Source organism: Streptomyces sp. STR69 (assembly GCF_024519455.1).
Lineage (GTDB): Bacteria > Actinomycetota > Actinomycetes > Streptomycetales > Streptomycetaceae > Streptomyces.
Genome location: NZ_JALJRY010000002.1, coordinates 480,166 through 502,627, shown reverse-complemented (window position 1 = coordinate 502,627; position 22,462 = coordinate 480,166). Strand labels below are relative to the sequence as shown.

Annotated in this window: 20 protein-coding genes and 1 tRNA gene; 10 read left to right on the top strand and 11 right to left on the bottom strand. The window is 69.4% G+C overall.

Features of this window, described 5'->3' with window-relative positions:
* Nucleotides 1-169: 169 nt before the first annotated feature.
* Nucleotides 170-257 (bottom strand) — tRNA-Leu (locus tag OC490_RS05920).
* A 485-nt stretch (nt 258-742) separates the two neighbouring features.
* Between OC490_RS05920 and OC490_RS05915 the strand changes: the two genes are divergently transcribed.
* Nucleotides 743-943, top strand: coding sequence for a hypothetical protein (locus OC490_RS05915; protein WP_262056712.1), 201 nt, complete (start codon nt 743-745; stop codon nt 941-943).
* A 15-nt stretch (nt 944-958) separates the two neighbouring features.
* Here OC490_RS05915 and OC490_RS05910 read toward each other — a convergent pair whose 3' ends face one another.
* From OC490_RS05910 to sucC, 3 genes are all read right to left on the bottom strand, one after another.
* On the bottom strand, nt 959-2,539 hold the full coding sequence (locus OC490_RS05910) for an aldehyde dehydrogenase family protein (RefSeq protein ID WP_262056711.1): 1,581 nt from the start codon (nt 2,537-2,539) through the stop codon (nt 959-961).
* 102 nt (nt 2,540-2,641) lie between these two features.
* Nucleotides 2,642-3,553, bottom strand: a complete 912-nt coding sequence (sucD, locus tag OC490_RS05905) for a succinate--CoA ligase subunit alpha (RefSeq protein ID WP_262056710.1) — start codon at nt 3,551-3,553, stop codon at nt 2,642-2,644.
* Between the two features lie 11 nt (nt 3,554-3,564).
* Nucleotides 3,565-4,695, bottom strand: a complete 1,131-nt coding sequence (sucC, locus tag OC490_RS05900; RefSeq protein WP_262056709.1) for an ADP-forming succinate--CoA ligase subunit beta — start codon at nt 4,693-4,695, stop codon at nt 3,565-3,567.
* A 178-nt stretch (nt 4,696-4,873) separates the two neighbouring features.
* Between sucC and OC490_RS05895 the strand changes: the two genes are divergently transcribed.
* The 5 genes from OC490_RS05895 (at nt 4,874) to OC490_RS05875 (ending at nt 12,872) form a co-directional block, all read left to right on the top strand.
* A complete protein-coding gene (locus OC490_RS05895; RefSeq protein ID WP_262056708.1) occupies nt 4,874-6,571 on the top strand; it encodes a thiamine pyrophosphate-binding protein in 1,698 nt (565 codons plus the stop codon).
* 11 nt (nt 6,572-6,582) lie between these two features.
* Nucleotides 6,583-7,815: a formyl-CoA transferase gene (frc, locus tag OC490_RS05890; protein WP_262056707.1), complete on the top strand. Its 1,233-nt coding sequence runs from the start codon at nt 6,583-6,585 to the stop codon at nt 7,813-7,815.
* Between the two features lie 4 nt (nt 7,816-7,819).
* Nucleotides 7,820-9,964: an acetate--CoA ligase family protein gene (locus tag OC490_RS05885; protein ID WP_262056706.1), complete on the top strand. Its 2,145-nt coding sequence runs from the start codon at nt 7,820-7,822 to the stop codon at nt 9,962-9,964.
* Nucleotides 9,965-10,084: 120 nt separating this feature from the next.
* Complete coding sequence (locus OC490_RS05880) at nt 10,085-11,473, top strand: OFA family MFS transporter (RefSeq protein WP_262056705.1); 1,389 nt, start codon at nt 10,085-10,087, stop codon at nt 11,471-11,473.
* A 1-nt stretch (nt 11,474) separates the two neighbouring features.
* On the top strand, nt 11,475-12,872 hold the full coding sequence (locus OC490_RS05875; RefSeq protein ID WP_262056704.1) for an OFA family MFS transporter: 1,398 nt from the start codon (nt 11,475-11,477) through the stop codon (nt 12,870-12,872).
* Between the two features lie 90 nt (nt 12,873-12,962).
* Here OC490_RS05875 and OC490_RS05870 read toward each other — a convergent pair whose 3' ends face one another.
* The 4 genes from OC490_RS05870 to OC490_RS05855 all read right to left on the bottom strand — a co-directional run bounded on the left by OC490_RS05870 (nt 12,963) and on the right by OC490_RS05855 (nt 16,404).
* Complete coding sequence (locus OC490_RS05870; RefSeq protein ID WP_262056796.1) at nt 12,963-13,640, bottom strand: GntR family transcriptional regulator; 678 nt, start codon at nt 13,638-13,640, stop codon at nt 12,963-12,965.
* Between the two features lie 229 nt (nt 13,641-13,869).
* A complete protein-coding gene (locus OC490_RS05865; RefSeq protein WP_262056703.1) occupies nt 13,870-14,808 on the bottom strand; it encodes a beta-ketoacyl-ACP synthase III in 939 nt (312 codons plus the stop codon).
* Nucleotides 14,809-14,957: 149 nt separating this feature from the next.
* The gene (locus tag OC490_RS05860; protein WP_262056702.1) at nt 14,958-15,092 is read right to left on the bottom strand and encodes a hypothetical protein; all 135 of its coding nucleotides are present in this window, start codon (nt 15,090-15,092) and stop codon (nt 14,958-14,960) included.
* Nucleotides 15,061-16,404: an OFA family MFS transporter gene (locus OC490_RS05855; RefSeq protein ID WP_262056701.1), complete on the bottom strand. Its 1,344-nt coding sequence runs from the start codon at nt 16,402-16,404 to the stop codon at nt 15,061-15,063. Before OC490_RS05855 ends, OC490_RS05860 begins: the two co-directional genes overlap by 32 nt.
* 262 nt (nt 16,405-16,666) lie before the next feature.
* On the opposite strand from OC490_RS05855, the gene OC490_RS05850 reads away from it, so the two are divergent.
* On the top strand, nt 16,667-17,638 hold the full coding sequence (locus tag OC490_RS05850) for a 2-dehydropantoate 2-reductase (protein ID WP_262056700.1): 972 nt from the start codon (nt 16,667-16,669) through the stop codon (nt 17,636-17,638).
* A 135-nt stretch (nt 17,639-17,773) separates the two neighbouring features.
* Nucleotides 17,774-18,622 (top strand): formate dehydrogenase accessory sulfurtransferase FdhD, encoded by an 849-nt coding sequence (fdhD, locus tag OC490_RS05845; RefSeq protein WP_262056699.1) that lies wholly within the window; start codon nt 17,774-17,776, stop codon nt 18,620-18,622.
* A gap of 73 nt (nt 18,623-18,695) precedes the next feature.
* Here fdhD and OC490_RS05840 read toward each other — a convergent pair whose 3' ends face one another.
* Entirely contained in the window at nt 18,696-19,526 is an 831-nt protein-coding gene (locus tag OC490_RS05840; RefSeq protein ID WP_262056698.1) for a LysR family transcriptional regulator, read from the bottom strand.
* A 146-nt stretch (nt 19,527-19,672) separates the two neighbouring features.
* Between OC490_RS05840 and OC490_RS05835 the strand changes: the two genes are divergently transcribed.
* Nucleotides 19,673-20,392 (top strand): SDR family oxidoreductase, encoded by a 720-nt coding sequence (locus OC490_RS05835; RefSeq protein ID WP_262056697.1) that lies wholly within the window; start codon nt 19,673-19,675, stop codon nt 20,390-20,392.
* 42 nt (nt 20,393-20,434) lie between these two features.
* On the opposite strand, the gene OC490_RS05830 is transcribed toward OC490_RS05835, so the two are convergent.
* Both OC490_RS05830 and OC490_RS05825 read right to left on the bottom strand, forming a co-directional pair.
* Complete coding sequence (locus OC490_RS05830; RefSeq protein WP_262056696.1) at nt 20,435-20,983, bottom strand: isochorismatase family protein; 549 nt, start codon at nt 20,981-20,983, stop codon at nt 20,435-20,437.
* A gap of 19 nt (nt 20,984-21,002) precedes the next feature.
* Nucleotides 21,003-21,440, bottom strand: coding sequence for a MarR family winged helix-turn-helix transcriptional regulator (locus OC490_RS05825; RefSeq protein ID WP_262056695.1), 438 nt, complete (start codon nt 21,438-21,440; stop codon nt 21,003-21,005).
* Nucleotides 21,441-21,523: 83 nt separating this feature from the next.
* Between OC490_RS05825 and OC490_RS05820 the strand changes: the two genes are divergently transcribed.
* Entirely contained in the window at nt 21,524-22,441 is a 918-nt protein-coding gene (locus tag OC490_RS05820; RefSeq protein ID WP_262056694.1) for a zinc-binding alcohol dehydrogenase family protein, read from the top strand.
* Nucleotides 22,442-22,462: the final 21 nt, after the last annotated feature.

Below are 22,462 nucleotides of genomic sequence, written 5' to 3'. Positions count from 1 at the left end.
TTGCCTCCATTTTCGGCGCCCACTATTTGACGCCGTAGACCTCAAGAAGGATACGTCGACATCGCTTCAAACCTCGCCGGGGCCTGCCCGGTAGGTGAGATGTCATCTTCGGGCCAACCGCACGACGGCCCTGGCAAGCAGAAAACCCCACGTGAAGTGGGGTCTCAGCTGGTGTCCGAGGGGGGACTTGAACCCCCACGCCCGATAAAGGGCACTAGCACCTCAAGCTAGCGCGTCTGCCATTCCGCCACCCGGACGAGGTGTCTGCCGCCTGGCCGGGGGTGTTCCCCGCGGCGACATGGACAACAATACCAAGCTTTCGCAGTGCCTTTCACCTGCATATCCGCCCCCGCGGAACCAGCCGCACGAGGCCTGCCACCTGCGGGGACTCCACCACGACGGGTGAACGAACCGCTACGGACACGCGCCGGATCCGGCACTCGCCCGTCAAGCACCAGGGTCTGCAGCGCCCGCACGCGCGAGGCCGCCCCCGCCTCGTCCAGCGGGGCCAGAAATCGCCGTTCCGCCGCTCGACGGGCCTTCTCCGCCCGGCGCAGGCAGCCCTGCCACTCGGACGTCAGTTCGACGATGTTCTTGCGGCGGTCCTGCTGGCTGCGCCGTCGCACCACCAGACCGTGGTCCTCCGCCGCACAACACCGTCGAGTACGTCACCGAGCGCGCCCGCGTCCTCGACGCGCACTGCGCCGAGCTGGGCCGCGACCCGGCCGGGATCACGCGTTCGGTGCAGGTCCTGGTGTCGTACGACGAGCCGGCCGCGACCAAGGAGACGGTCGGCCGGCTCGTCGGCGCCGGGATGAACCGCATCGTGCTGAACCTGCCGCGCCCGTATCCGCGGGGCGTGGCCCGCTGGCCGGCCGACGAGATCATCGCCGGGCGGCACTCGACGGACCCGAGTGCCGCCCGACCGCGGATCACCGCGTGAGCCGACGGCGGCCGGTCACGGCATGAGCTGGTACTCCGGGAAGTTGCCCGGCAGCCGCTCCCCCACCGGTCCGTGCGTCACCGCCCGGACGAGGAGTTCGCCGCCGACGAACGCGCCGCGCCAGGAGGCGCCGAATCCGCCGAACAGCTCGTCGCGGTCACCGCGGGAACGCGGCTTGCCGTGTCCGACCTTGAACGCCCGGATCTGCGGGGCCAGTCGGTCGTAGGTCGCCCGGTCGTCGGTGGACAGGGTGGCGACCAGCGCACCGTTGGACGCGTTCATCGCGGCCAGCAGCTCCGCCTCCGTGTCGACCAGGACGATGGTGTCGACCGGGCCGAACGGCTCCGCGTGGTGCAGCGGGGACGATGGCGGCGGGTTGAGGAGGGTGACGGGGCGGACGTACGCCGAAGTGTCCTGGCCCGGCAGGAAGTTGGCCTCGGACAGCCTGCCGCGGTGCAGCGGTACGGCGCCGCGGTCGATCGCCTCGGCCACCTGGTCGTGGAGTTCCTTGGCCTTGGCCGCGTTGATCACCGGGCCGAAGTCCAGTTCCGGGTAGGGGTCTTCGGCGTGCTGGACGGCAAGAGGGTGGCCGACGCGCAGAGTTCGGACCGCGGGGAGGTAGGCGGTGAGGAACTCGTCGAACAGCTCGCGTTGGACGACGAAGCGCGGATAGGCGGTGCAGCGCTGTTTGCCGTAGTCGAAGAGCTTGGGGATGACGGCGGTGAGGGTGTCCCAGTCCGTGTGGTTCCAGATGCCCCAGGTGTTGAGTCCTTCCTGCTCCAGGACGTGCCGTTTGCCGAGGTCGGCGACGGCCGTGGCCACCGCCGCCCCGGTGTCGCGCCCGCCGACGAAGGAGACGCAGCCGATCTCGGGCGCCCGGACCAGCGCCTCGGACAGTTCGCCTCCGCTGCCGCTGACGAGGGTGACGGGGATGCCTTCGCGTGCGGCGAGCGCGCAGGCCAGGGTGAGGCAGGCGACGCCGCCGTCGGTCGGGGTCTTGGCGATGACCGCGTTGCCCGCCAGCGCCTGTACGAGCATGGCGTGGACGAGCACGCTCATCGGGTAGTTCCAGCTCGCGATGTTCGACACCGGGCCGTCCAGCGGGGTGCGGCCGGTGAGCATCGGTTCGATGCCGTCGACGTACCAGCGCACACCGTCGATGGACCGGTCCACGTCGGCCTGCGCGAGCCGCCAGGGCTTGCCGATCTCCCAGACCAGCAGGAGCGCGAGGAGTTCGCGGTGCTCGGTGAGGGCGTCCAGCGCGGCGGCGACGCGGGCGCGCCGTTCGTCGAGCGGGACGTGCCGCCAGGCCCGGTGCTGGTCGAGGGAGGCGCGGACGGCCTGGTGGGCGGTGGACCGGTCCAGACGCGGCGGTCCGGCGATGGGGCTGCCGTCGACGGGGGTGGTGGCGGGCAGGGTGCGGCCGTCCCGCTGCCAGGCGGCGTTCCAGAGGTTGAGGACACGGTCGTCCTGGAAAGCCTCGGGCGCGACGGCGAGACAACGCCGCCACGCGTCGCTCCAGGACGTGCCCGCCTTGAGGGTCGGGGGGCGATGGGTAGGGGCGAGGGTGGACGTGGGGGTGAGGGTTGATGCCATGCTTCTGCTCCGCTCTCGGTGCACAGTCGGGGCGGGGTGAGGCAGGAACTGTCGTACAGATGAAGCTAGTTGCGCTCCAAGGAGCGCAACAGTGACGTCACATCAACTATGAGTGACATCACGCGCCGCCTCCCGCACCCCCTCCAGGCGGTCCAGCACCAGCAGTGCGGTCTCCGTCGGCGTACGCCCGACCCTGACTCCTACGGCCTCCAACGCCTCCTTCTTCGCCGCCGCCGTACCGGAGGAGCCGGACACGATGGCGCCGGCGTGGCCCATCGTCCTGCCCTCGGGCGCGGTGAAGCCGGCGATGTAGCCGACGACGGGTTTGGTGACGTGGTCGCGGATGTATGCAGCCGCTCGCTCCTCCGCGTCGCCGCCGATCTCCCCGATGAGCACGACGAGTTCGGTGTCGGGGTCCTCCTGGAACGCGGCGAGGCAGTCGATGTGGCTCGTGCCGACAACGGGGTCTCCGCCGATACCGACGCAGGTCGAGAAGCCGATGTCCCGCAGTTCGTACATGAGTTGGTAGGTGAGCGTGCCGGACTTGGAGACCAGGCCGATTCGGCCCGGCTTGGTGATGTCGGCGGGGATGATGCCCGCGTTGGCCTGCCCGGGGGTGATCAGGCCGGGGCAGTTGGGGCCGATGATCCGGGTGCCCTTCGACCTGGCGTAGGCCGTGAAGGCGACCGAGTCGCGGACGGGGATGCCCTCGGTGATGACGACGGCGAGGCCGATGCCCGCGTCGGCGGCCTCGGTCACGGCGGCCTTGGCGAAGGCGGGCGGCACGAACACGACGGTGACATCGGCTCCCGTCGATCGCATACCGTCGGCGACCGACCCGAAGACGGGGACGCCACGGTCGTCGAAGTCGACGGTGCGGCCGGCCTTGCGCGGGTTGACGCCGCCGACGATGTTCGTGCCGGCGGCGAGCATCCTGCGGGTGTGCTTCATGCCCTCGCCGCCGGTCATGCCCTGGACGAGGACCTTGCTCTCCTTGGTGAGGTAGATCGCCATGTCCCGGCTCCTCAGCGTGCGTTGGCGAGGTCGGCGGCGCGGCGGGCGGCGCCGTCCATGGTGGTGGCCTGCTGGACCAGTGGATGCGCGTGGCCGTCGAGGATCGCCCGGCCGCGGGCCGCGTTGTTTCCGTCGAGCCGGACGACCAGTGGCTTGGTCAACCGGACGGTGTCCAGGGCCCGCACGATGCCGTCGGCCACCGCGTCGCATGCGGTGATGCCGCCGAAGACGTTGACGAACACCGACTTCACAGCGGGGTCGGAGAGGATGACGGACAGTCCGTCGGCCATGGTCCGGGCCGATGCCCCGCCGCCGATGTCGAGGAAGTTGGCGGGGCGGGCACCGCACCCGGCGACCACGTCGAGGGTCGCCATGACCAGGCCGGCGCCGTTGCCGATGATGCCGACCTCGCCGTCGAGCTTGACGTAGTTGAGTCCCTTCGCGGCTGCCTCCGCCTCCAGCGGATCGTCGTGCGTCGCACCCTCGGCGCCCCAACGGGCCTGCCGGAAGCGGGCGTTGTCGTCGAGGGTGACCTTGCCGTCGAGGGCGAGGATCTGCCCCTGTCGGGTGCGCACGAGTGGGTTGACCTCGACGAGGACGGCGTCCTCGCGGACCAGCACCTCCCACAGTCGTACGAGGACGTCGACGGTCTGCGGGGGCAGTCCGGCCGCCTCGGCGATCTCACCCGCCTTCGCCGAGGTGACGCCCCCGGCCGGGTCGATGTGCATACGGGCGACCGCATCCGGTCGACGGGCGGCGATCTCCTCGATCTCCATACCGCCCTCCGCGGACGCGATCGCAAGAAAGCGGCCGGCCGCCCGGTCGAGGACGTAGGAGACGTAGAACTCGCTCTCGATGTCGACGGGTTGGGCCAGCATCACCGTGCCGACCGTGTGGCCCTTGATGTCCATGCCGAGGATCTGCCGTGCGGTCAGCTCGGCGGCGGCCGGGTCGGCGGCGAACCTCACTCCGCCCGCTTTGCCTCGCCCACCGGTCTTCACCTGGGCTTTCACCACCACCCTGCCGCCCAGCCCGCGGGCGATCCCGCGCGCCTCCTTGGACGAGGTGGTGACCTCGGCCCGGGGCACCAAGATGCCGTGTTTCTCGAAGAGTTCCCTTGCCTGGTGCTCGTACAGGTCCATCTCGGCTCCTGCCTGCTGTGTCTATCCGGGGAGCGACCCCCAGCCCCCGAAAAGTGGCGCACGCCCCCTGGACACCACCCACCGGATGCGGGATAACAAGTTTCATACAGTATTCGTCGACTGTATGCAATGTACCGCGAGAGCCTTCCAACCCCCTACGAAGGGACAGGACTTCGCCATGCCCGACGACACCCAGGACGTGATTTCCGGTGGTCATCTCGTCGCCAAAGCCCTGAAGGCCGAGGGGGTCGACCGCATCTACACGCTGTGCGGCGGCCACATCATCGACATCTACGACGGTTGCGTCGACGAGGGCATAGAAGTCGTCGACGTACGCCACGAGCAGGTGGCAGCCCACGCGGCGGACGGCTACGCGCGGATCACCGGCAGGCCCGGGTGCGCGGTCGTCACCGCGGGTCCCGGGACGACCGACGCCGTCACCGGTGTCGCCAACGCCTTCCGCGCGGAGTCCCCGATGCTGCTGATCGGCGGCCAAGGGGCCCTCACCCAGCACAAGATGGGGTCCCTCCAGGACCTCCCGCACGTCGACATGATGACGCCGATCACCAAGTTCGCGGCGACCGTGCCGGACACGGCACGCGCCGCCGACATGGTGTCCATGGCGTTCCGCGAGTGCTACCACGGCGCGCCCGGTCCCTCCTTCCTGGAGATCCCGCGCGACGTCCTCGACGCCAAGGTGCCGGTGAGCAGGGCACGGGTACCGCAGCCCGGCGCCTACCGTGCCTCGACCCGCTCGGCCGGCGACCCCGGGGCGATCGAGAAGCTCGCCGACCTGCTGGTGCACGCCGAGAAGCCGGCAATCCTGTTGGGCAGCCAGGTATGGACAACTCGCGGCACGGAGGCGGCCATCGACCTGGTCCGCACGCTCAACATCCCCGCGTACATGAACGGCGCGGGGCGCGGCACCCTCCCGCCCGGCGACCCGCACCACTTCCAACTGTCGCGCCGGTACGCCTTCTCCCACGCCGACGTCATCGTCATCGTCGGCACGCCCTTCGACTTCCGTATGGGCTACGGCAAGCGTCTCTCCCCCGAAGCGACCGTCGTGCAGATCGACCTCGACTACCGCACCGTCGGCAAGAACCGCGACATCGACCTCGGCATCGTCGGCGACGCGGGGCTCGTCCTGAAGTCGGTCGCGGACGCCGCTTCGGGACACGCTTTCAATGGATACAGCAACGGCGGTGCGTCCAGGCGCAAGGAGTGGCTCGACGAGTTGCGTGCCGCCGAACAGGCAGCGATCGAGAAGCGGTTGCCCAGTCTGAAGTCGGACGCCTCACCGATCCACCCGTACCGCCTGGTCAGTGAGATCAACGACTTCCTCACCGAGGACTCGATCTACATCGGCGACGGCGGCGACATCGTCACCTTCTCCGGGCAGGTCGTGCAGCCCAAGTCGCCCGGCCACTGGATGGATCCGGGCCCGCTGGGCACCCTCGGCGTCGGTATCCCCTTCGTCCTCGCGGCGAAGCAGGCGCGGCCCGACAAGGAGGTCGTCGCGCTGTTCGGCGACGGCGCGTTCTCCCTCACCGGCTGGGACTTCGAGACCCTCGTCCGCTACGACCTCCCCTTCGTCGGCATCGTCGGCAACAACTCCTCGATGAACCAGATCCGTTACGGCCAGGCAGCCAAGTACGGCCCGGAGCGCGAGCGGGTCGGCAACACCCTCGGCGACGTGCACTACGACAAGTTCGCCCAGATGCTGGGCGGTTACGGCGAGGAGGTCCGCGACCCCGCCGACATCGCCCCGGCCCTGCAGCGCGCCCGTGAGTCGGGCAAACCGTCGCTGATCAATGTCTGGGTCGACCCGGACGCGTACGCCCCCGGAACCATGAACCAGACGATGTACAAGTGAGGTGAACGGCCATGACCGCCAGGGCACTTGAGGGCATCCGCGTCCTCGACATGACGCACGTCCAGTCCGGCCCCTCCGCCACCCAGCTGCTCGCCTGGCTCGGCGCCGACGTCGTCAAGCTGGAGGCGCCGACCGGTGACATCACGCGCAAGCAGCTGCGCGACCTCCCGGACGTCGACTCCCTCTACTTCACGATGCTCAACTGCAACAAGCGGAGCATCACCCTCAACACGAAGACCGAGCGCGGCAAGGAGATCCTCACCGAGCTGATCCGGCGGTCCGACGTCATGGTCGAGAACTTCGGGCCGGGCGCGGTCGACCGTATGGGGTTCACCTGGGATCGCATACAGGAGATCAATCCCCGCATCGTGTATGCGTCCATCAAGGGGTTCGGGGACGGCCCGTACACCAACTTCAAGGCGTACGAGGTCGTCGCACAGGCCATGGGCGGGTCGATGTCGACCACCGGCTTCGAGGACGGGCCGCCGCTGGCAACGGGCGCTCAGATCGGTGACTCCGGCACCGGAGTGCATACAGTGGCCGGGATACTGGCGGCACTCTTCCAGCGCGAGAGCACCGGCCGCGGCCAACGGGTCAACGTCGCCATGCAGCACGCCGTGCTGAACCTGTGCCGGGTGAAGCTGCGCGACCAGCAGAGGCTGGCCCACGGCCCGCTCGCCGAGTACCCGAACGACGACTTCGGGGACGAGGTGCCCCGCTCGGGCAACGCGTCCGGCGGCGGTCAGCCCGGCTGGGCGGTCAAGTGTGCGCCGGGCGGGCCGAACGACTACGTGTACGTCATCGTGCAGCCGGTCGGCTGGCGACCGCTCACCGAGCTGATCGGCCGGCCCGAGCTGGCCGAGGACCCCGAGTGGGCGACGCCGGAGGCCCGGTTGCCGCAGCTGGCCAAGATGTTCCAGCTGATCGAGGAGTGGTCGTCCACGCTGCCCAAGTGGGAGGTGCTGGAGAAGCTCAACGCCCACAACATCCCGTGCGGGCCGATCCTGTCGACCAGGGAGATCATCGAGGACGCCTCGCTGGTCGCCAACGAGATGGTCGTGACGGTGCCGCACCCCGAGCGCGGCGAGTTCGTCACCGTCGGCAGTCCGCTGAAACTCTCCGACTCCCCCGTGGAGGTGACCGGTTCACCGCTGCTCGGCGAGCACAACGAAGAGGTCTACATCGGCGAACTCGGTCTCGGCGACGAAGAGTTGCGCCTCCTCAAGTCGAACGGGGTGATCTGACGTGATGGCAGAGGACCGGGTCCTGAGGGTGCGTGCGCTCCTCGACTCCGTGCGGGCCGAGGGACGGTTCGCGCTGACCGCGCCCGAGGGCAAGGTGATCGCCGACGCGTACGGGATCGCCGTACCGGGTGAGGAGTTGGCGACGGACGTCGACGAGGCGGTGGCGTACGCGGCCCGGTTCGGCGGGCCGGTGGTGATGAAGATCGTCTCGCCCGACATCCTGCACAAGACCGACGCGGGTGGCGTGATCGTCGGGGTCGAGGGCGCGACGGACGTACGGGCCGCGTTCCACAGGATCGTCGACAACGCGCGTGCATACAGCGCCGAGGCCCGCATCGAGGGCGTCCAGGTGCAGGAGTTGCTGCCGCAGGGGCAGGAGGTCATCGTCGGGGCGGTCACCGACCCGACGTTCGGGAAGGTGGTCGCGTTCGGGCTCGGCGGGGTGCTCGTCGAGGTGCTGAAGGACGTGACGTTCCGGCTGGCGCCCGTGAGCGCGGACGAGGCGTTGTCCATGCTGGACTCGATCCGAGCGGCGGAGATCCTGCGCGGAGTGCGCGGCGCACCGGCCGTCGACCGATGGGCGATCGCCGAGCAGATCCGCCGCGTGTCCCAACTGGTCGCGGACTTCCCGGAGATCGCCGAGGTGGACCTCAACCCGGTGATCGCGACTCCGGAGGGCGCGGTCGCCGCGGACATCCGCGTGATCCTCGCCGAGTCGCAGCCGGTACCCCGTCGACGGTATACACGCGACGAGATCCTGACGACCATGCGCCGCCTCATGGAGCCGACCTCCGTCGCCGTGATCGGCGCCTCCAACGAGCAGGGCAAGATCGGCAATTCGGTGATGCGCAACCTTGTCGACGGTGGCTTCGCCGGCGAGATCCACGCGGTGAACCCCAGGGCCGATGACATCCTCGGCCGCAAGGCGTACAAGAGTGTCACGGACGTTCCCGGTGAGGTGGATGTGGCCGTCTTCGCCATTCCCGCCAAGTTCGTGGCAGCGGCACTGGAGGAGGTGGGTCGCAAGAACATCCCCAACGCCGTCCTCATCCCCTCCGGGTTCGCGGAGACCGGTGAGGTCCGACTCCAGGAGGAGATAGTCGAGATCGCCGAACGCTACGGCGTCCGTCTCCTCGGGCCGAACATCTACGGCTACTACTCGACCTGGCAGGACCTGTGCGCCACGTTCTGCACGCCGTACGACGTGAAGGGCGGGGTGGCGCTGACCTCGCAGTCCGGTGGCATCGGCATGGCCATCCTGGGGTTCGCGCGGACCACGAAGACGGGTGTGTCGGCGATCGTCGGGCTCGGCAACAAGTCGGACCTGGACGAGGACGACCTGCTGACCTGGTTCGGGGAGGACCCGCACACGGAGTGCATCGCGATGCACCTGGAGGACCTCAAGGACGGGCGCGCGTTCGTCGAGGCGGCCCGAAAGACCGTGCCCCGCAAGCCGGTTGTGGTCCTCAAGGCCGGTCGTACGGCGGCGGGCGCGAAGGCCGCGGGCTCGCACACGGGCGCGCTGGCCGGCGACGACGCCGTGTACACGGACATCCTCAAGCAGGCCGGTGTCATCCGTGCCCCCGGGCTCAACGACATGCTGGAGTACGCGCGTGGCCTGCCGGTGCTGCCAACTCCCCAGGGCGACAACGTCGTTATCATCACGGGCGCCGGCGGCAGCGGTGTGCTGCTCTCGGACGCGGTGACCGACAACGGCCTTTCCCTGATGGAGATTCCGCCGGATCTCGACGCGTCCTTCCGGGAGTTCATCCCGCCCTTCGGGGCCGCGGGCAACCCGGTCGACATCACCGGGGGCGAGCCGCCGTCGACGTACGAGGCGACGATCCGGCTCGGGTTGGAGGATCCCCGCATCCACGCGCTGGTCCTCGGCTACTGGCACACCATCGTCACTCCCCCGATGGTCTTCGCGGAGCTCACCGCGCGCGTGGTCGCCGAGTTCAAGGAACGCGGCATCGAGAAGCCGGTGGTGGCGTCGCTCGCGGGTGACGTGGAGGTCGAGGAGGCCTGCCAGTACCTGTACGAGCGCGGGGTCGTGGCGTACCCGTACACGACGGAGAAGCCGGTGGCCGTGCTCGGCGCGAAGTACCAATGGGCGCGTGCGGCAGGGCTGTTGGGCGGTGGTTCATGACGTGATTCGACGCGGGGCCGGCCGACAGTGCGGTCGGTCGGCCCCGGGGACCCGTGCGCACACGAAAGGCATTGGACAGGGGGCGCTGGCCAGAACTTTCGACGCAAGGGGCACTGAGCGATGGCAACAACGGACTTCCCGACGTCCGTCTCCTACAGGGAGGTGACGGACCGTCACGGCCGCGTGTACCGCATCGGTGAATCCGATGTCGACATCATGGGCCGGGCGCGCAAGTGGATGGTCGTCCTGCCCTGGGTGGGCATGATGGGCATCAGTTCCGCCGAGTACGCGTTCACGTCGGCGGAGGACACGCTTCACGACGCGCATCTGTGGAGCAGTGGACACATCTTCTGGCTGATGGGCGTCTGGATCTTCTTCCAGGCGGCCGTCGCCTTCCCGGCCGGGCAGCTGCGCGAGAGCGGCAGACTCCCGGCCCGTACGGCCATGTTGATCGGCGCGCTCGGCACACTGCTGGGCTATCTGGCGCTGGCGTTCGCACCGAACGTGCTCGTCGCATACCTGGGATTCGGTATGTGCAGCGGTATCGGCGCCGGTCTTGTGTATGCGACCTGCGTGAACATGGTCGGCAAGTGGTACCCGGAGCGCAAGGGCGGCAAGACGGGCTTCGTGAACGGCGGATTCGCCTACGGGTCGGTGCCGTTCGTGTTCCTGTTCACCTCGGTGCTGGATCTCGGCAACTACAAGGTGCTGCTCAGCCTGGTCGGCGTCGGACTGTGTCTGGTGGTGGCGTCGGCGGGCTGGTTCTTCCGCGATCCGCCGAAGAACTGGTGGCCCGCGCACGTCGATCCGCTGAAGGCGGCCCAAGACCCCAGGATCCGGCGGGCGTTGGAGAAGAACCCGCCCGCGATCAAGCAGTACACACCCAGGGAGGCCGCCCGTACTCCCGTGCTCTGGATGATGTGGTTCTGTCTGCTGTGCACGGCCGGCATCAACATCTTCGGCATCGCCTTCCAGGTGCCGTTCGGCAAGGACATGGGCTTCGCGGGCGGGATCGTGGCCACAGCGATGTCCCTCAAGGCGATCGTCAACGGCACCGGGCGCGGGGTCATCGGCTGGATCTCCGACCGTTTCGGCCGCCGCCACACGCTGATCATCGTGTGTCTCGTGCTCGGTACGGCCCAGTTCGGTGTGCTGGTCTCGGGCCAGATGGGCAGCATGCCGTTCTTCCTGTTCTGCTCCATGGTCTCGGGTTTCGGCGGCGGGGCGATCTTCCCGCTGTTCGCGGCCATGACGGCGGACTACTTCGGTGAGAACAACAACGCCGGCAACTACGGGATGGTCTACAGCTCGAAGCTGATCTCGGGGCTCGTCGGCTCCGGTCTGGGCGCGGTCGTCGTCGGTGAGTGGGACTACCACGGCGCGTTCGTGCTGGCCGGTTCCGTGGGTCTGGCCTCCGCGGTGCTGGCGCTCTTCCTCAAGGCTCCGGGCAGGCCCAGCGCCCGGCGTATCGCCCCCAACCCGCACCCGCTCGGCGAGGAGATGGCGTGACATGACCGCAGATCCCATCACCACGAACGAATCCGGCGCCGCGAACCGTCCCTACCGTGAAGTGACCGACGCCAACGGCCGCGTCTACCGCGTCGGGGAGACCGACCGCGACATCCTCGGCCACTCACGCAAGATCATGATCTATCTGCCGTGGATCGCCATGATGGCGATCAGCGTCTTCGAGTACGCGTACGGCTCCGCGGAGGACACCCTGTCCAGCGCGCACGGCTGGACGCAGAGCAACACCTTCTGGATCCTGAGCATTTGGGTCTTCTTCCAGGCCGGCATCGCCTTCCCGGCGGGCTGGCTGCGGGAGAAGGGCATCCTGACGGCCCGCAAGGCGATGTACGTCGGCTCCGTCATGTGCGTGATCGGTTTCCTCGCACTGTCCCACCTGGACAATGTGTGGCTGGCGATCGTCGGCTTCGGCGTCATCGGCGGTGTCGGTGCCGGTCTGGTCTACGCGACCTGCATCAACATGGTCGGCAAGTGGTTCCCCGAACGGCGGGGCGCCCGCACCGGGTTCGTCAACGGCGGCTTCGCGTACGGCTCGCTGCCGTTCATCTTCATCTTCAACTACGCCTTCGACACCGGGAATTACCATCGGGTCCTGGATCTGATCGGCTGTTACATCCTGATCGTGGTGTTCGGGTGCGCGTTCTTCTTCAAGGCCCCGCCGAAGAACTGGTGGCCCGCCGACATCGACCCGCTGACCTACGGCGGCAACGACAAGAGCGCGACGAGCCTCGCCAAGAACCCCCCTGCGGTACGGCAGTTCACGCCCAAGGAGGCCATCCGCACCGGCATGCTGCCGTTGATGTGGCTGTCGATCGTGCTGACCGCCGGGGTGTCGATCTTCGGGATCTCCTTCCAGGTCGACTTCGCCAAGGACGTGGGCTTCGGCCCGCTGGTGGCGGCCTCCTCGATGGGCGTCATGGCCGTCATCAACGGCATCGGCCGCGCGGTGGTGGGCTGGCTGTCCGACCTGTGGGGCCGCAAACTCACCCTGGTCTTCGTCATCCTGGTCCTGGGCTTCGCCCAGTTCGGCGTGATCTGGGCCGGGCATCTGCGCAGCGAGTGGCTGTTCCTGTTCTTCGCGTTCCTGTCCGGTTTCGGCGGCGGCGCGTTCTACCCGATGTTCGCGGCCCTGACCCCGGACTACTTCGGCGAGAACTTCAACGCCACCAACTACGGCCTGGTGTACAGCGGCAAGCTGATCAGCGGCCTGTTCGGCGGCGGTCTCGGCTCCATGGTGGTCGCGGCCTGGGGCTACAACGGGGCGTACGCGCTGGCCGGCGGGGTCTCGATGGTGGCGGCGGCGATCGCGTTGCTGTTGCGCCAACCGGGGCGCGGGGACAGGGAGTTGGCTCCCGTTCCCCAACCGCAGCCCGCGACCTGACAGTTCACCTCACGGCACCGGCGCAGACCTGCCTGGACCCACCCGATGGCCCTCCTCGATGCGGGAGGGCCATCGCCCGGCTCAGGCGGCTCAGGACTTCTCGCGCTCGTGGTACGACCGCCGGGTGTGCTCGGTGTGTTCCCGCATCAGAAGGCTCGCGCGCAGTTCGTCGCGGGCCGCGATCGCGTCGATCAGGTGCCGGTGCTCGATCCAGGACGTCAGACCGCGCTGCCGTGCCACCGGCGTGTAGTACCAGCGCACCCGGCGGTCGACCTGCGCGGCGAGTTCGGCGAGGACGGCGTTGCCGGCCAGTTCCATGACCTTCGCGTGGAAGCGGGCGTTCATGGCGACGGCGGCGTCCACGTCGTCGGCGTCGACGGCCCGCTCCCCCTCCGCGCACAGCTCCTGAAGGACGGCGATGCCGGCGCTGCCCGCGTTGGCGGCGGCGAGGCGGGCGGCCTCGGCCTCCAACAGGGTGCGTACGGTGAGGAGTTGGTCGGCCTCCTCCTCCGTCGGCTCGTGCACGAACGCGCCCTGCGCGGGCCGCAGATCGACCCAGCCCTCGGTGTTGAGCCGCTGCAACGCCTCCCGCACGGGCTGCCGGGACACCCCGAGGTGCCCGGCGAGTTCACTCTCGACGAGATGCTGGCCGGGCTGCAGGGCGCGCGTGGTGATGAGTTCGAGCAGCGCCTCGTAGACACGGTCGCGCAGCGGGCCCGGGCGTTCGAGCTTGGGCACCGCTCCCTGCGGCAGTCCTGCGGACAACATCACGGTCCCCTCCTTGGCGGCGCCCGGCCTTGTGCATATGGACCCGCGTATACGGGTCGGTGCATGCGGGCTTGTGCATACAGACGTGTGCAGACGAGTTTTCGCATACGGGCGACACGGCCACAACAGCCGGAAATCCAGTATGGATTGTCTTTCGTCTACAGTCTACGGCGCACAGTAGCCAGAGGGTATGCCGGTCGGTCTCGTCACACCGGGACGTATGCGCAGGTCAGGGGCATCGGACGACCTGACCGGCGTACGACAGATTCCCGCCGAAGCCGAACAGCAGGACCGGATCGCCGGTGCGGACGGCGCCCTGTTCGACGAGCTTCGAGAACGCGAGGGGGATGCTGGCGGCGGAGGTGTTGCCCGATTGGACGACATCGCGGGCGACGACCGCGTTGACGGCGCCGATCTTCTCGGCGAGGGGTTCGATGATGCGCAGGTTCGCCTGGTGGAGGACGACGCCGGCGAGGTCGGCGGGGGTCAGGCCGGCCTTCTCGCAGGCCTTGCGGGCGATGGGCGGGAGTTGGGTGGTGGCCCAGCGGTAGACGCTCTGGCCCTCCTGCGCGAACCGCGGGGGCGTGCCCTCGATCCGTACCGCGTGTCCCATCTCGGGCACGGATCCCCACAGGACCGGTCCGATGCCGGGTTCGTCCGCGGCCTCGACGACGGCGGCGCCCGCTCCGTCGCCGACGAGGACGCAGGTCGTCCGGTCGGTCCAGTCGGTGACCTCGGACATCTTGTCGGCGCCGATGACCAGGGCCCGTACGGCCGCTCCCGCGCGGACGGCGTGGTCGGCGGTGGCCAGGGCGTGGGTGAAGCCGGCGCACACGACGTTGACGTCCATGGCGGCGGGCGAGGGGATGCCGAGGCGGGCGGCGACGCGGGCGGCCATGTTCGGGGAGCGGTCGATGGCCGTGGAGGTGGCGACCAGGACCAGGTCGATGTCCCCGGGCGTCAGGCCCGCGGCGGCGAGGGCCTTGGCGGCGGCGTGCGCGGCCAGCTCGTCGACGGGTTCGTCGGGCCCGGCGATGTGGCGGGTCTTGATGCCCACGCGAGAGGTGATCCACTCGTGACTCGTGTCGACCATGCCCGCCAGGTCCTCGTTGGTGAGTACCTTGGCGGGCTGGTAGTGGCCGACGGCGGCGATCCGCGTGCCGTTCATGGGTGGTCCCCCTCGTTGCCTTGGGTAGCGGGATCCACCAGTCTTGCCAGTGACTCGCGGGTACGACGGCAGGTGATGCCACAGGAAACTACCGTCCGGGTTGTCGGCTTCTGTCATCCATCCTGTGATTGACGGTGTCGCCCGAACATTCAGCCGGTGAACAGCTGCTTCGCCTTGAGGACGAGTTCGTACAGGCCGTACGCAAGGGGCGCGCCCACCCAGAGCCAGGCGAAGGCGACGAGCGGCCGTCGGTCAGGCGGACTCTGGCTGGTGTCGTTCGACATCGACGGCCTCCCTCTGGGCGGGGATGTGGTGGCGGGGGTTGACGGGCCGGACGAGTTCGTTGGCGACGAAGCCGATGACGAGGAGTCCGATCATGATCAGGAAGGAGGTGTCGTAGAGGGCGGCGCCGTGTTTGCCGGCGTCCTTCTGGTGGTCGGCGATCCAGTTCACGATCAGCGGTCCGAGGACACCGGCCAGGGACCAGGCGGTGAGGAGCCGGCCGTGGATCGCGCCCACCTGGTAGGTCCCGAAGAGGTCCTTCAGGTATGCGGGTACGGTCGCGAAGCCGCCGCCGTAGAAGGAGAGGATGACCAGCGCGCACAGGATGAACAGCGGCTTCGAGGAGTCGCCGAACAGTGCGATGAGCGCGTACATGACCGCGCCGACGCCCAGGTAGACGCGGTAGATGTTCTTGCGTCCGATCAGGTCGGAGGTCGACGACCAGCCGATACGGCCGGCCATGTTGGCCGCGGAGAGCAGCGCGACGAAGCCGGCGGCGGCCGACACCGTGACCGGTGTGGAGGTGTCCGCGAAGAAGTCCGTGATCATCGGGGCGGCCTTCTCCAGGATGCCGATGCCCGCGGTCACGTTCATGCACAGGACGACCCACAGGCACCAGAACTGCGGGGTGCGCACGGCGCTGTTGGCGGAGACCTGGACGCCGGTGAGGGCGGGGGCGCCGGGCGCGTTCGCCGGGTCCTGGGAGCCTTCGGTGCGCGGCACCCGCACGAGCAGCACACCGAGTGTCATGAAGACCGCATACGAAAGACCGAGTACGAGGAACGTCTGCGCGATGCCGGAGTTGTCGGAGCCGAACGACTTCAGCATCTGGGCAGTCCACGGGGAGGCGATGAGCGCGCCGCCGCCGAAGCCCATGATGGCGATGCCGGTGGCCATGCCCGGCCGGTCCGGGAACCACTTGATCAGGGTCGAGACCGGCGAGATGTAGCCGATGCCGAGGCCGATGCCGCCGACGAAGCCGTAGCCGAGGACGATCAGCCAGAACTGCTTCGTCTCCGCGCCCAGCGCGGAGATCAGGAAGCCGGAGGAGAAACAGATCAGGGCGACGGTCATCGCCCAGCGCGGTCCGTTGCGCTCGACGAGGGTGCCGCCGAACGCGGCCGACAATCCGAGCATGACGATGGCGAGTTGGAAGGGCAGCGCGCTCTGTGTGCCGCTGAGATTGAGTGAGGATTCGAGCGGCGGCTTGAAGACGCTCCAGGCGTAGGCCTGGCCGATGGAGAGGTGCACCGAGAGGGCGGCGGGGGGAACCAGCCAGCGGCTCCACGCCGGGGGTGCTACTGGGGGACTCATGATCCCGGACGGTAGGGAGTGGCAAGGGAGTTGAGAAGGCGGCGCGTCGACCGTGTGCGATGAGCGGTATGCAGAATGCGCCGAACGGTCGCCGCTGGAACGGGCGTTGACGCAACGGGCGCTGTCCGAACCCTTGCCGACCCTCGACTCCATACTGTAGACAATATTTCGTCGACACTGTTTTTCTGCCGTCCGTACTGGCCGGACGGCAGCAACGGCAGCCACCTCCGCGGTACTCCCTCGACCGAACGGAGAGTTCCCAGTGAAAGTCGCAGTCCTCGGCGCCGGTGCGATCGGTGCCTATGTCGGCGCCGCACTCCACCGTGCGGGCGCCGATGTGCATCTCGTCGCCCGTGGACCGCATCTCGCGGCCATGAGGCAGCACGGCGTCCAAGTCCTCAGCCCGCGCGGCGACTTCACCGCCCGCGTCCATGCCACCGACGACCCGGCGGAGATCGGCCCGGTCGACTTCGTCCTCCTCGGTCTGAAGGCCAATGCGTACGCGGCGTGCGGGCCGCTCATCGCGCCCCTGTTGCACGACACCACGGCGGTGGTGGCGGCCCAGAACGGCATCCCCTGGTGGTACTTCCACGCGCACGGCGGCCCCTACGACGGGCAGCGCATCGAGAGTGTGGACCCGGACGGCGCGGTCAGTGCGGTGCTCGCGCCCGAACGGGCCGTCGGCTGTGTCGTCTACGCGGCGACGGAGCTCGCAGGCCCGGGAGTCGTGCGCCATCTCGAAGGCACCCGGTTCTCGATCGGGGAGCCCGACCGGAGCGTCTCGGCACGCTGTCTCGCGCTGAGCGAGGCCATGCGGGCCGGCGGATTGAAGTGCCCGGTCGAGCCGGAGTTGCGCAACGACATCTGGCTCAAGCTGCTCGGCAACATCTCGTTCAACCCGATCAGCGCGCTGGCCCGCGCCACCATGCGGCAGATGTGTCTGCACGGCGGAACCCGCAGGGTCATCGAGATCATGATGACCGAGACGCTCTCCGTCGCCGAGGCCCTGGGGTGCGAGGTCGGCGTCTCCATCGAGCGGCGGCTCGCGGGCGCGGAACGCGTCGGTGACCACCGCACCTCGACGCTCCAGGACCTGGAGCGCGGCAAGCCGCTCGAACTCGACGTGCTCCTCGCTGCCGTCGTCGAGTTGGCGGAGATCACCGGCGTGGAGGTGCCCACCCTGCGCACCGTGCACGCCATCTCGGACCTGCTCGCGCTGAGAAGTGCCGCATGAGGGGTGCCGTGCGAGGAGACGTGGGTGGGCCGCCGACTCGCTCCGCACGTGCAGGACAATGAAGGCGTGAGGGTCACCTCTGCAGCAAGGGCCGTTTCGGCCACCAGCACGTACAGAACCGGGGCTGATCAGGACATGGGACGAGTCACGGAACGACGCAAGGTGATCCGGATCCGGGACGGCGCGGTCTCCAGCCGCCCGGACACGCTCGTCGCCGAGGAACCCCTGGAGATCCGGCTCAACGGCAAGCCGCTCGCGATCACCATGCGCACACCGGGCGACGACTTCGCGCTCGCGGCCGGGTTCCTGGTCAGCGAGGGTGTACTGGCGAACGCATACGATCTGCAGAACATCGTGTACTGCGCGGGGGCGACCGTCGACGGTTCGAACTCCTACAACGTGGTGGACGTACGGACCTCCCCCGACGTGGTGATTCCGGACATCACGCTGGAGCGGAACGTGTATACGACGTCGTCGTGCGGTCTGTGCGGCAAGGCGAGCCTGGACGCGGTCCGTACGACGACCCGCTGGCCGATCACCGACACTCCCCCGGTCCGTGTCGAGCCCGCGCTGCTCGCGAGCCTCCCCGACCGGCTGCGCGCGGCCCAGCGGGTCTTCGACCGGACCGGGGGTCTGCATGCGGCGGCCCTGTTCAGTGAGGAGGGTGAGCTGCTGGACGTACGGGAGGACGTGGGCCGGCACAACGCGGTCGACAAGCTGGTCGGCCGTGCCCTGCAGAACGGGGACCTGCCGCTGTCCCGGGTGATCCTGCTCGTCTCGGGCCGGGCCTCCTTCGAGCTGGCGCAGAAGGCCGTGATGGCCGGGATCCCGGTGCTGGCGGCGGTGTCGGCGCCCTCGTCGCTGGCCGTGGACCTGGCGGCGGAGACGGGGCTGACCCTGGTGGGCTTCCTGCGGGGCAGCAACATGAACGTGTACGCGGGCGAGGACCGCATCGCCCTGACGGCCACGGCCACCCAGGGCTGACGCCCCCGCCCCGCGGCACGGCGGCGGGGCCCCGGCCGGCGGGGAGCGCCCCCTGCGCCGCAGGGGCCCCGCCTCAGTCCTGACCCTCGACGCCCTGTGCGGCCCGTACGAACGCCGTGACGAGGGGTGAGCGGCGGGTCGTCTCCCAGGCGAGGATCACCTCGTCGGGTTCGGCGTCGGTCACGGGGACGTAGGTGATGTCGGGGCGGGAGTACTGCTCGGCGACGGAGACGGGGACCATGGTGATGCCCGCTCCGGAGGCGACGTTCTCGAACTTCTCCTCGATGCTGCGGATCGGTACGTCGTCGGGGTCGGGGTGGGGGTTGAGGTAGCGCAGCCAGGTCTCGCCGTCGAGGTCGGCCAGGACGAGGTCCGGTTTGCCGGCGAGCCGGTGGTCGGCGGGGAGCATGGCCACCCGGGTCTCGGTGAAGAGCGGGAGCAGGGTGAGGCCCTGTTCTCGGATGGGGCGGCGCAGGTAGGCGAGGTCGACGGTGCCGTCGAGGATCAGCTGTTCCTGGTCGTCCCATTCGACCCGCCGGGCCTTGACCTCGGCCTCGGGGTGGGCGGCGGCGAAGGCGCGCAGTGCGGGGGTGATCACGACACCGGCGCGGAAGCCGACGACGAGGCGGTGCGGCCCGTGTGCGGCGCGTTGCACCCTGCGGCGGGTGGCGTTCGCGGAGGCGAGCAAGGTCCGTGCGTCGTCGAGGAGTTGGCGTCCGGCGGCCGTCAAGGTCGCGCCGTGGCTGTCGCGTTCGAAGAGGGTGGCGTCCAAGTCCTTTTCCAGGGCCCTGATCTGACGGCTCAACACCGGCTGCGCGATGTGCAGTTGTTCGGCCGCGCGCCCGAAGTGGAGCAGTTCGGCCACCGCCACGAAGTAGCGGACCTTCCGCAGGTCGAGGTCCATGGGTGCCACCGCCTCCCTGCCGTTGCCGTTGCCGTTGCCGTCGGCGATGCCTTCAGGGTATCGCCGTCGCCGAAAGAGGTCTTGGACGGCGGGGTGGCGGCGACCGCAGGCTGGACGGCGTCACAGCAATGCGAAAGGGGCAGGACATGGGACTGCGAGGACAGCGGATCGTCGTCATCGGCGGTACGGCGGGTATCGGGCTCGCGGTGGCGGAGGCGGCCGGGCGGGAGGGCGCCCGGGTGGTGGTCGCCTCGCGTCGGCAGGAGAGTGTGGACGCGGCGCTGAAGCGGCTCCCGGAGGACGCGGAGGGCCGGGTGCTCGACGCGGGTGACGCGGACGCGGTGCGGGACTTCTTCGCGGCGCTCGGCGGATACGACCACCTGGTGTACACGGCGGGTGAGGCGCTGCTGATGGAGAGCGTGGCGGAGTCCGACCTCGGGCGGGCCCGGGCGTTCCTGGACACGCGGTTGTGGGGTGCGTACACGGCGGTGAAGTACGGTGCCGGGTCGATCCGGGAGGGCGGTTCGGTGGTGCTGACCACGGGTACCGCCGGGCGCAGGCCGATGCCCGGTACGTCCGTCGCCGCCGCGCTGTGCGGGGCGATGGAGTCGCTGACCAGGGCGCTGGCCCTGGAGCTGGCGCCGCTGCGGGTCAACGTGGTGGCGCCCGGCCTCGTGCGCACCGAGTTGTGGCGGGAGTTGCCCGAGGAGGACCGGGACGGCCTGTTCGCGTCCGTCGCCGGGTCGCTCCCGGTCGGCCGGATCGGGGAGCCGGCCGATGTCGCCGAGGCGTATCTGTATCTGATGCGCGGCGGCTACACCACCGGTTCGACGGTGGTCGTGGACGGCGGCACGCTCCTCGTCTGACAGCGGGGCCGCACTTCTCAACTCCCCTGCTCACAGGGCGTCTCAGCCTCTCGGTGTGAAACCCGCCTCCGCCGCCGTCACGACCGTCCCCAGCCGTGGGAAGTCGAGCCTGACCGACGCCTGGTGCTCGGCCGCGGTGAACGCGCTCATCGCGTCCTCGACGAAGACGAGGTCGTAGCCGAGGTCGCCGGCGGCGCGGGCGGTGGACTCCACGCCGAGGTTGGTGGCGATCCCGCCGAACACCAGGGTGTCGACGCCCCGTTGGCGCAGGCGTTCGTCAAGTCCCGTGCCCTGGAAGCCGCCGATCGTCCGTTTCACGATCTCCAGGTCGCCCTTCTCGGCCAGCCCGGGGGCGAGTCCGCTGCCGGAGGGCTGTTCGGTGATGCCGGGGCGTTCGACGCGGATCAGTACGACGAGCGCTCCGGCCGAGCGGAAGGCGGCGGCCAACTCCTGGGCCACGGAGAGGACTTCGGTGCCCTTGTAGGGTTCGAGCGGCAGCGCGACGATGCGGTCCATCAGGTCGACGAGGACCAGGGCGGTGCGCGCGGGGTCGAGGGCGAGCCGGGGTTCGGGAGTCTGCGGTGGGGTCATGACGGAACGTTAGCTCCCGTCAGCCGTCCGTACCGGAGATCCGGATCAACAGGTCCATGAACCGGTCGCGTTCGGCCGCCGCCAGCGGTGCGAGGAGCTGTTCGTTGGCCTCGCGGGCCGCCTGCTCGCAGCGCTTCAGCAGCCGTGCGCCCTCCGGCGTGAGCGACACCGCGTTCTTGCGGCGGTCCTTGGGGTCCGGCTCGCGGACGACCAGGCGGGCGGACTGGAGGTCGTTGAGGACGCCGACGAGGTCCTTGGGGTCGAGTCCGACACCGCGGCCGAGGTCGGCCTGGGCGACGGGGGCGAGGTCGCGGACGGCGGAGAGGACCACGTGGTGCCACATCTTCAGGCCTTCGGCGGCCAGGGCGTCGGCGACGAGGGCCCGGCCCCGGGCGGCGGCTCGGCCGAGGAGCCAGCTGGGCAGGGAGCGGATCGCGGGAAGGGGTGCTTCGGCCATGGAGGCAGCCTAGCGAAAAGTCGTTGGACTTCCCAATGAAATGACAAATATCATTGGGACCCCCAACGATTCCTGGAGGTGCGATGCGTCGCGTCCGCTACGAGTCCACCGGCGGCCCGCTGTTCCTGGAGGAGGCCCCCGTACCGGACCCCGGACCCGGTGAACTCCTCGTCCGCGCCGAGGCGATCGGCGTCACCCTGCCCGTCGTCCGCAAGGTCACCGAGGCCGCCGAGCCGATCCAGCTCGGCGGTGAGATCGCGGGCGAGGTGGTCGCCGTAGGACAGGGTGCGACCGGATTCCGGGTGGGCGAGCGGGTGACGGGGCTGTGCTTCGGCCACGGATACGCCGACTTCGCCGTCCTCCACGAGGTCATGGCCTCCCCCGTGCCCGACACCGCCTCCGCCGTCGACGCGGTCGCGCTCGTCCGCAGCGGGCTGGTGGCCCTGGGCGCGCTGGACGCGGCCCGCCCCGAGCCGGGCGAGGCCGCGCTGATCACGGCCGCGGCGAGCGGAGTCGGCCATCTCGCCGTGCAGTTGGCGAAGGCACGGGGTGCGGGGCGGGTGGTGGGCGCGGTCTCCGATCCGGCGAAGGGTGACTTCGTGCACGCCCTGGGCGCCGACGAGGTGATCATCTACGACGCGTTGGGCTCGGTCGAGCCCGTCGACTTCGTACTCGACGCGGTGGGCGGCGAGTTGCTCACCCCGGCGGTGGCGGCGCTCGTCCCGGGCGGGCGGCTCGTGGCGTACAGCTCGGGCGGCGGGACGATCCGGGCGTACGACCTGCTCGTGGGCGCGAAGTCCGTGATCGGGTTCCAGATGGCGCGGATCGCGCGCGGGAGGCCGGAGTTGTACGAGCGGTGGCGGCGGGAGCTGTGGCGGCTGTTCGCCGAGGGTGCCCTGAAGCCGTTCGTGCACGGGGAGTTCGGGCTGGCGGAGGCGGCGAAGGCGCACGAGGTGATCGAGTCGCGGGGCAATCTGGGCAAGGTCGTGCTGCGGCCCTGAGACGCCGATCCGTCTCTGGCG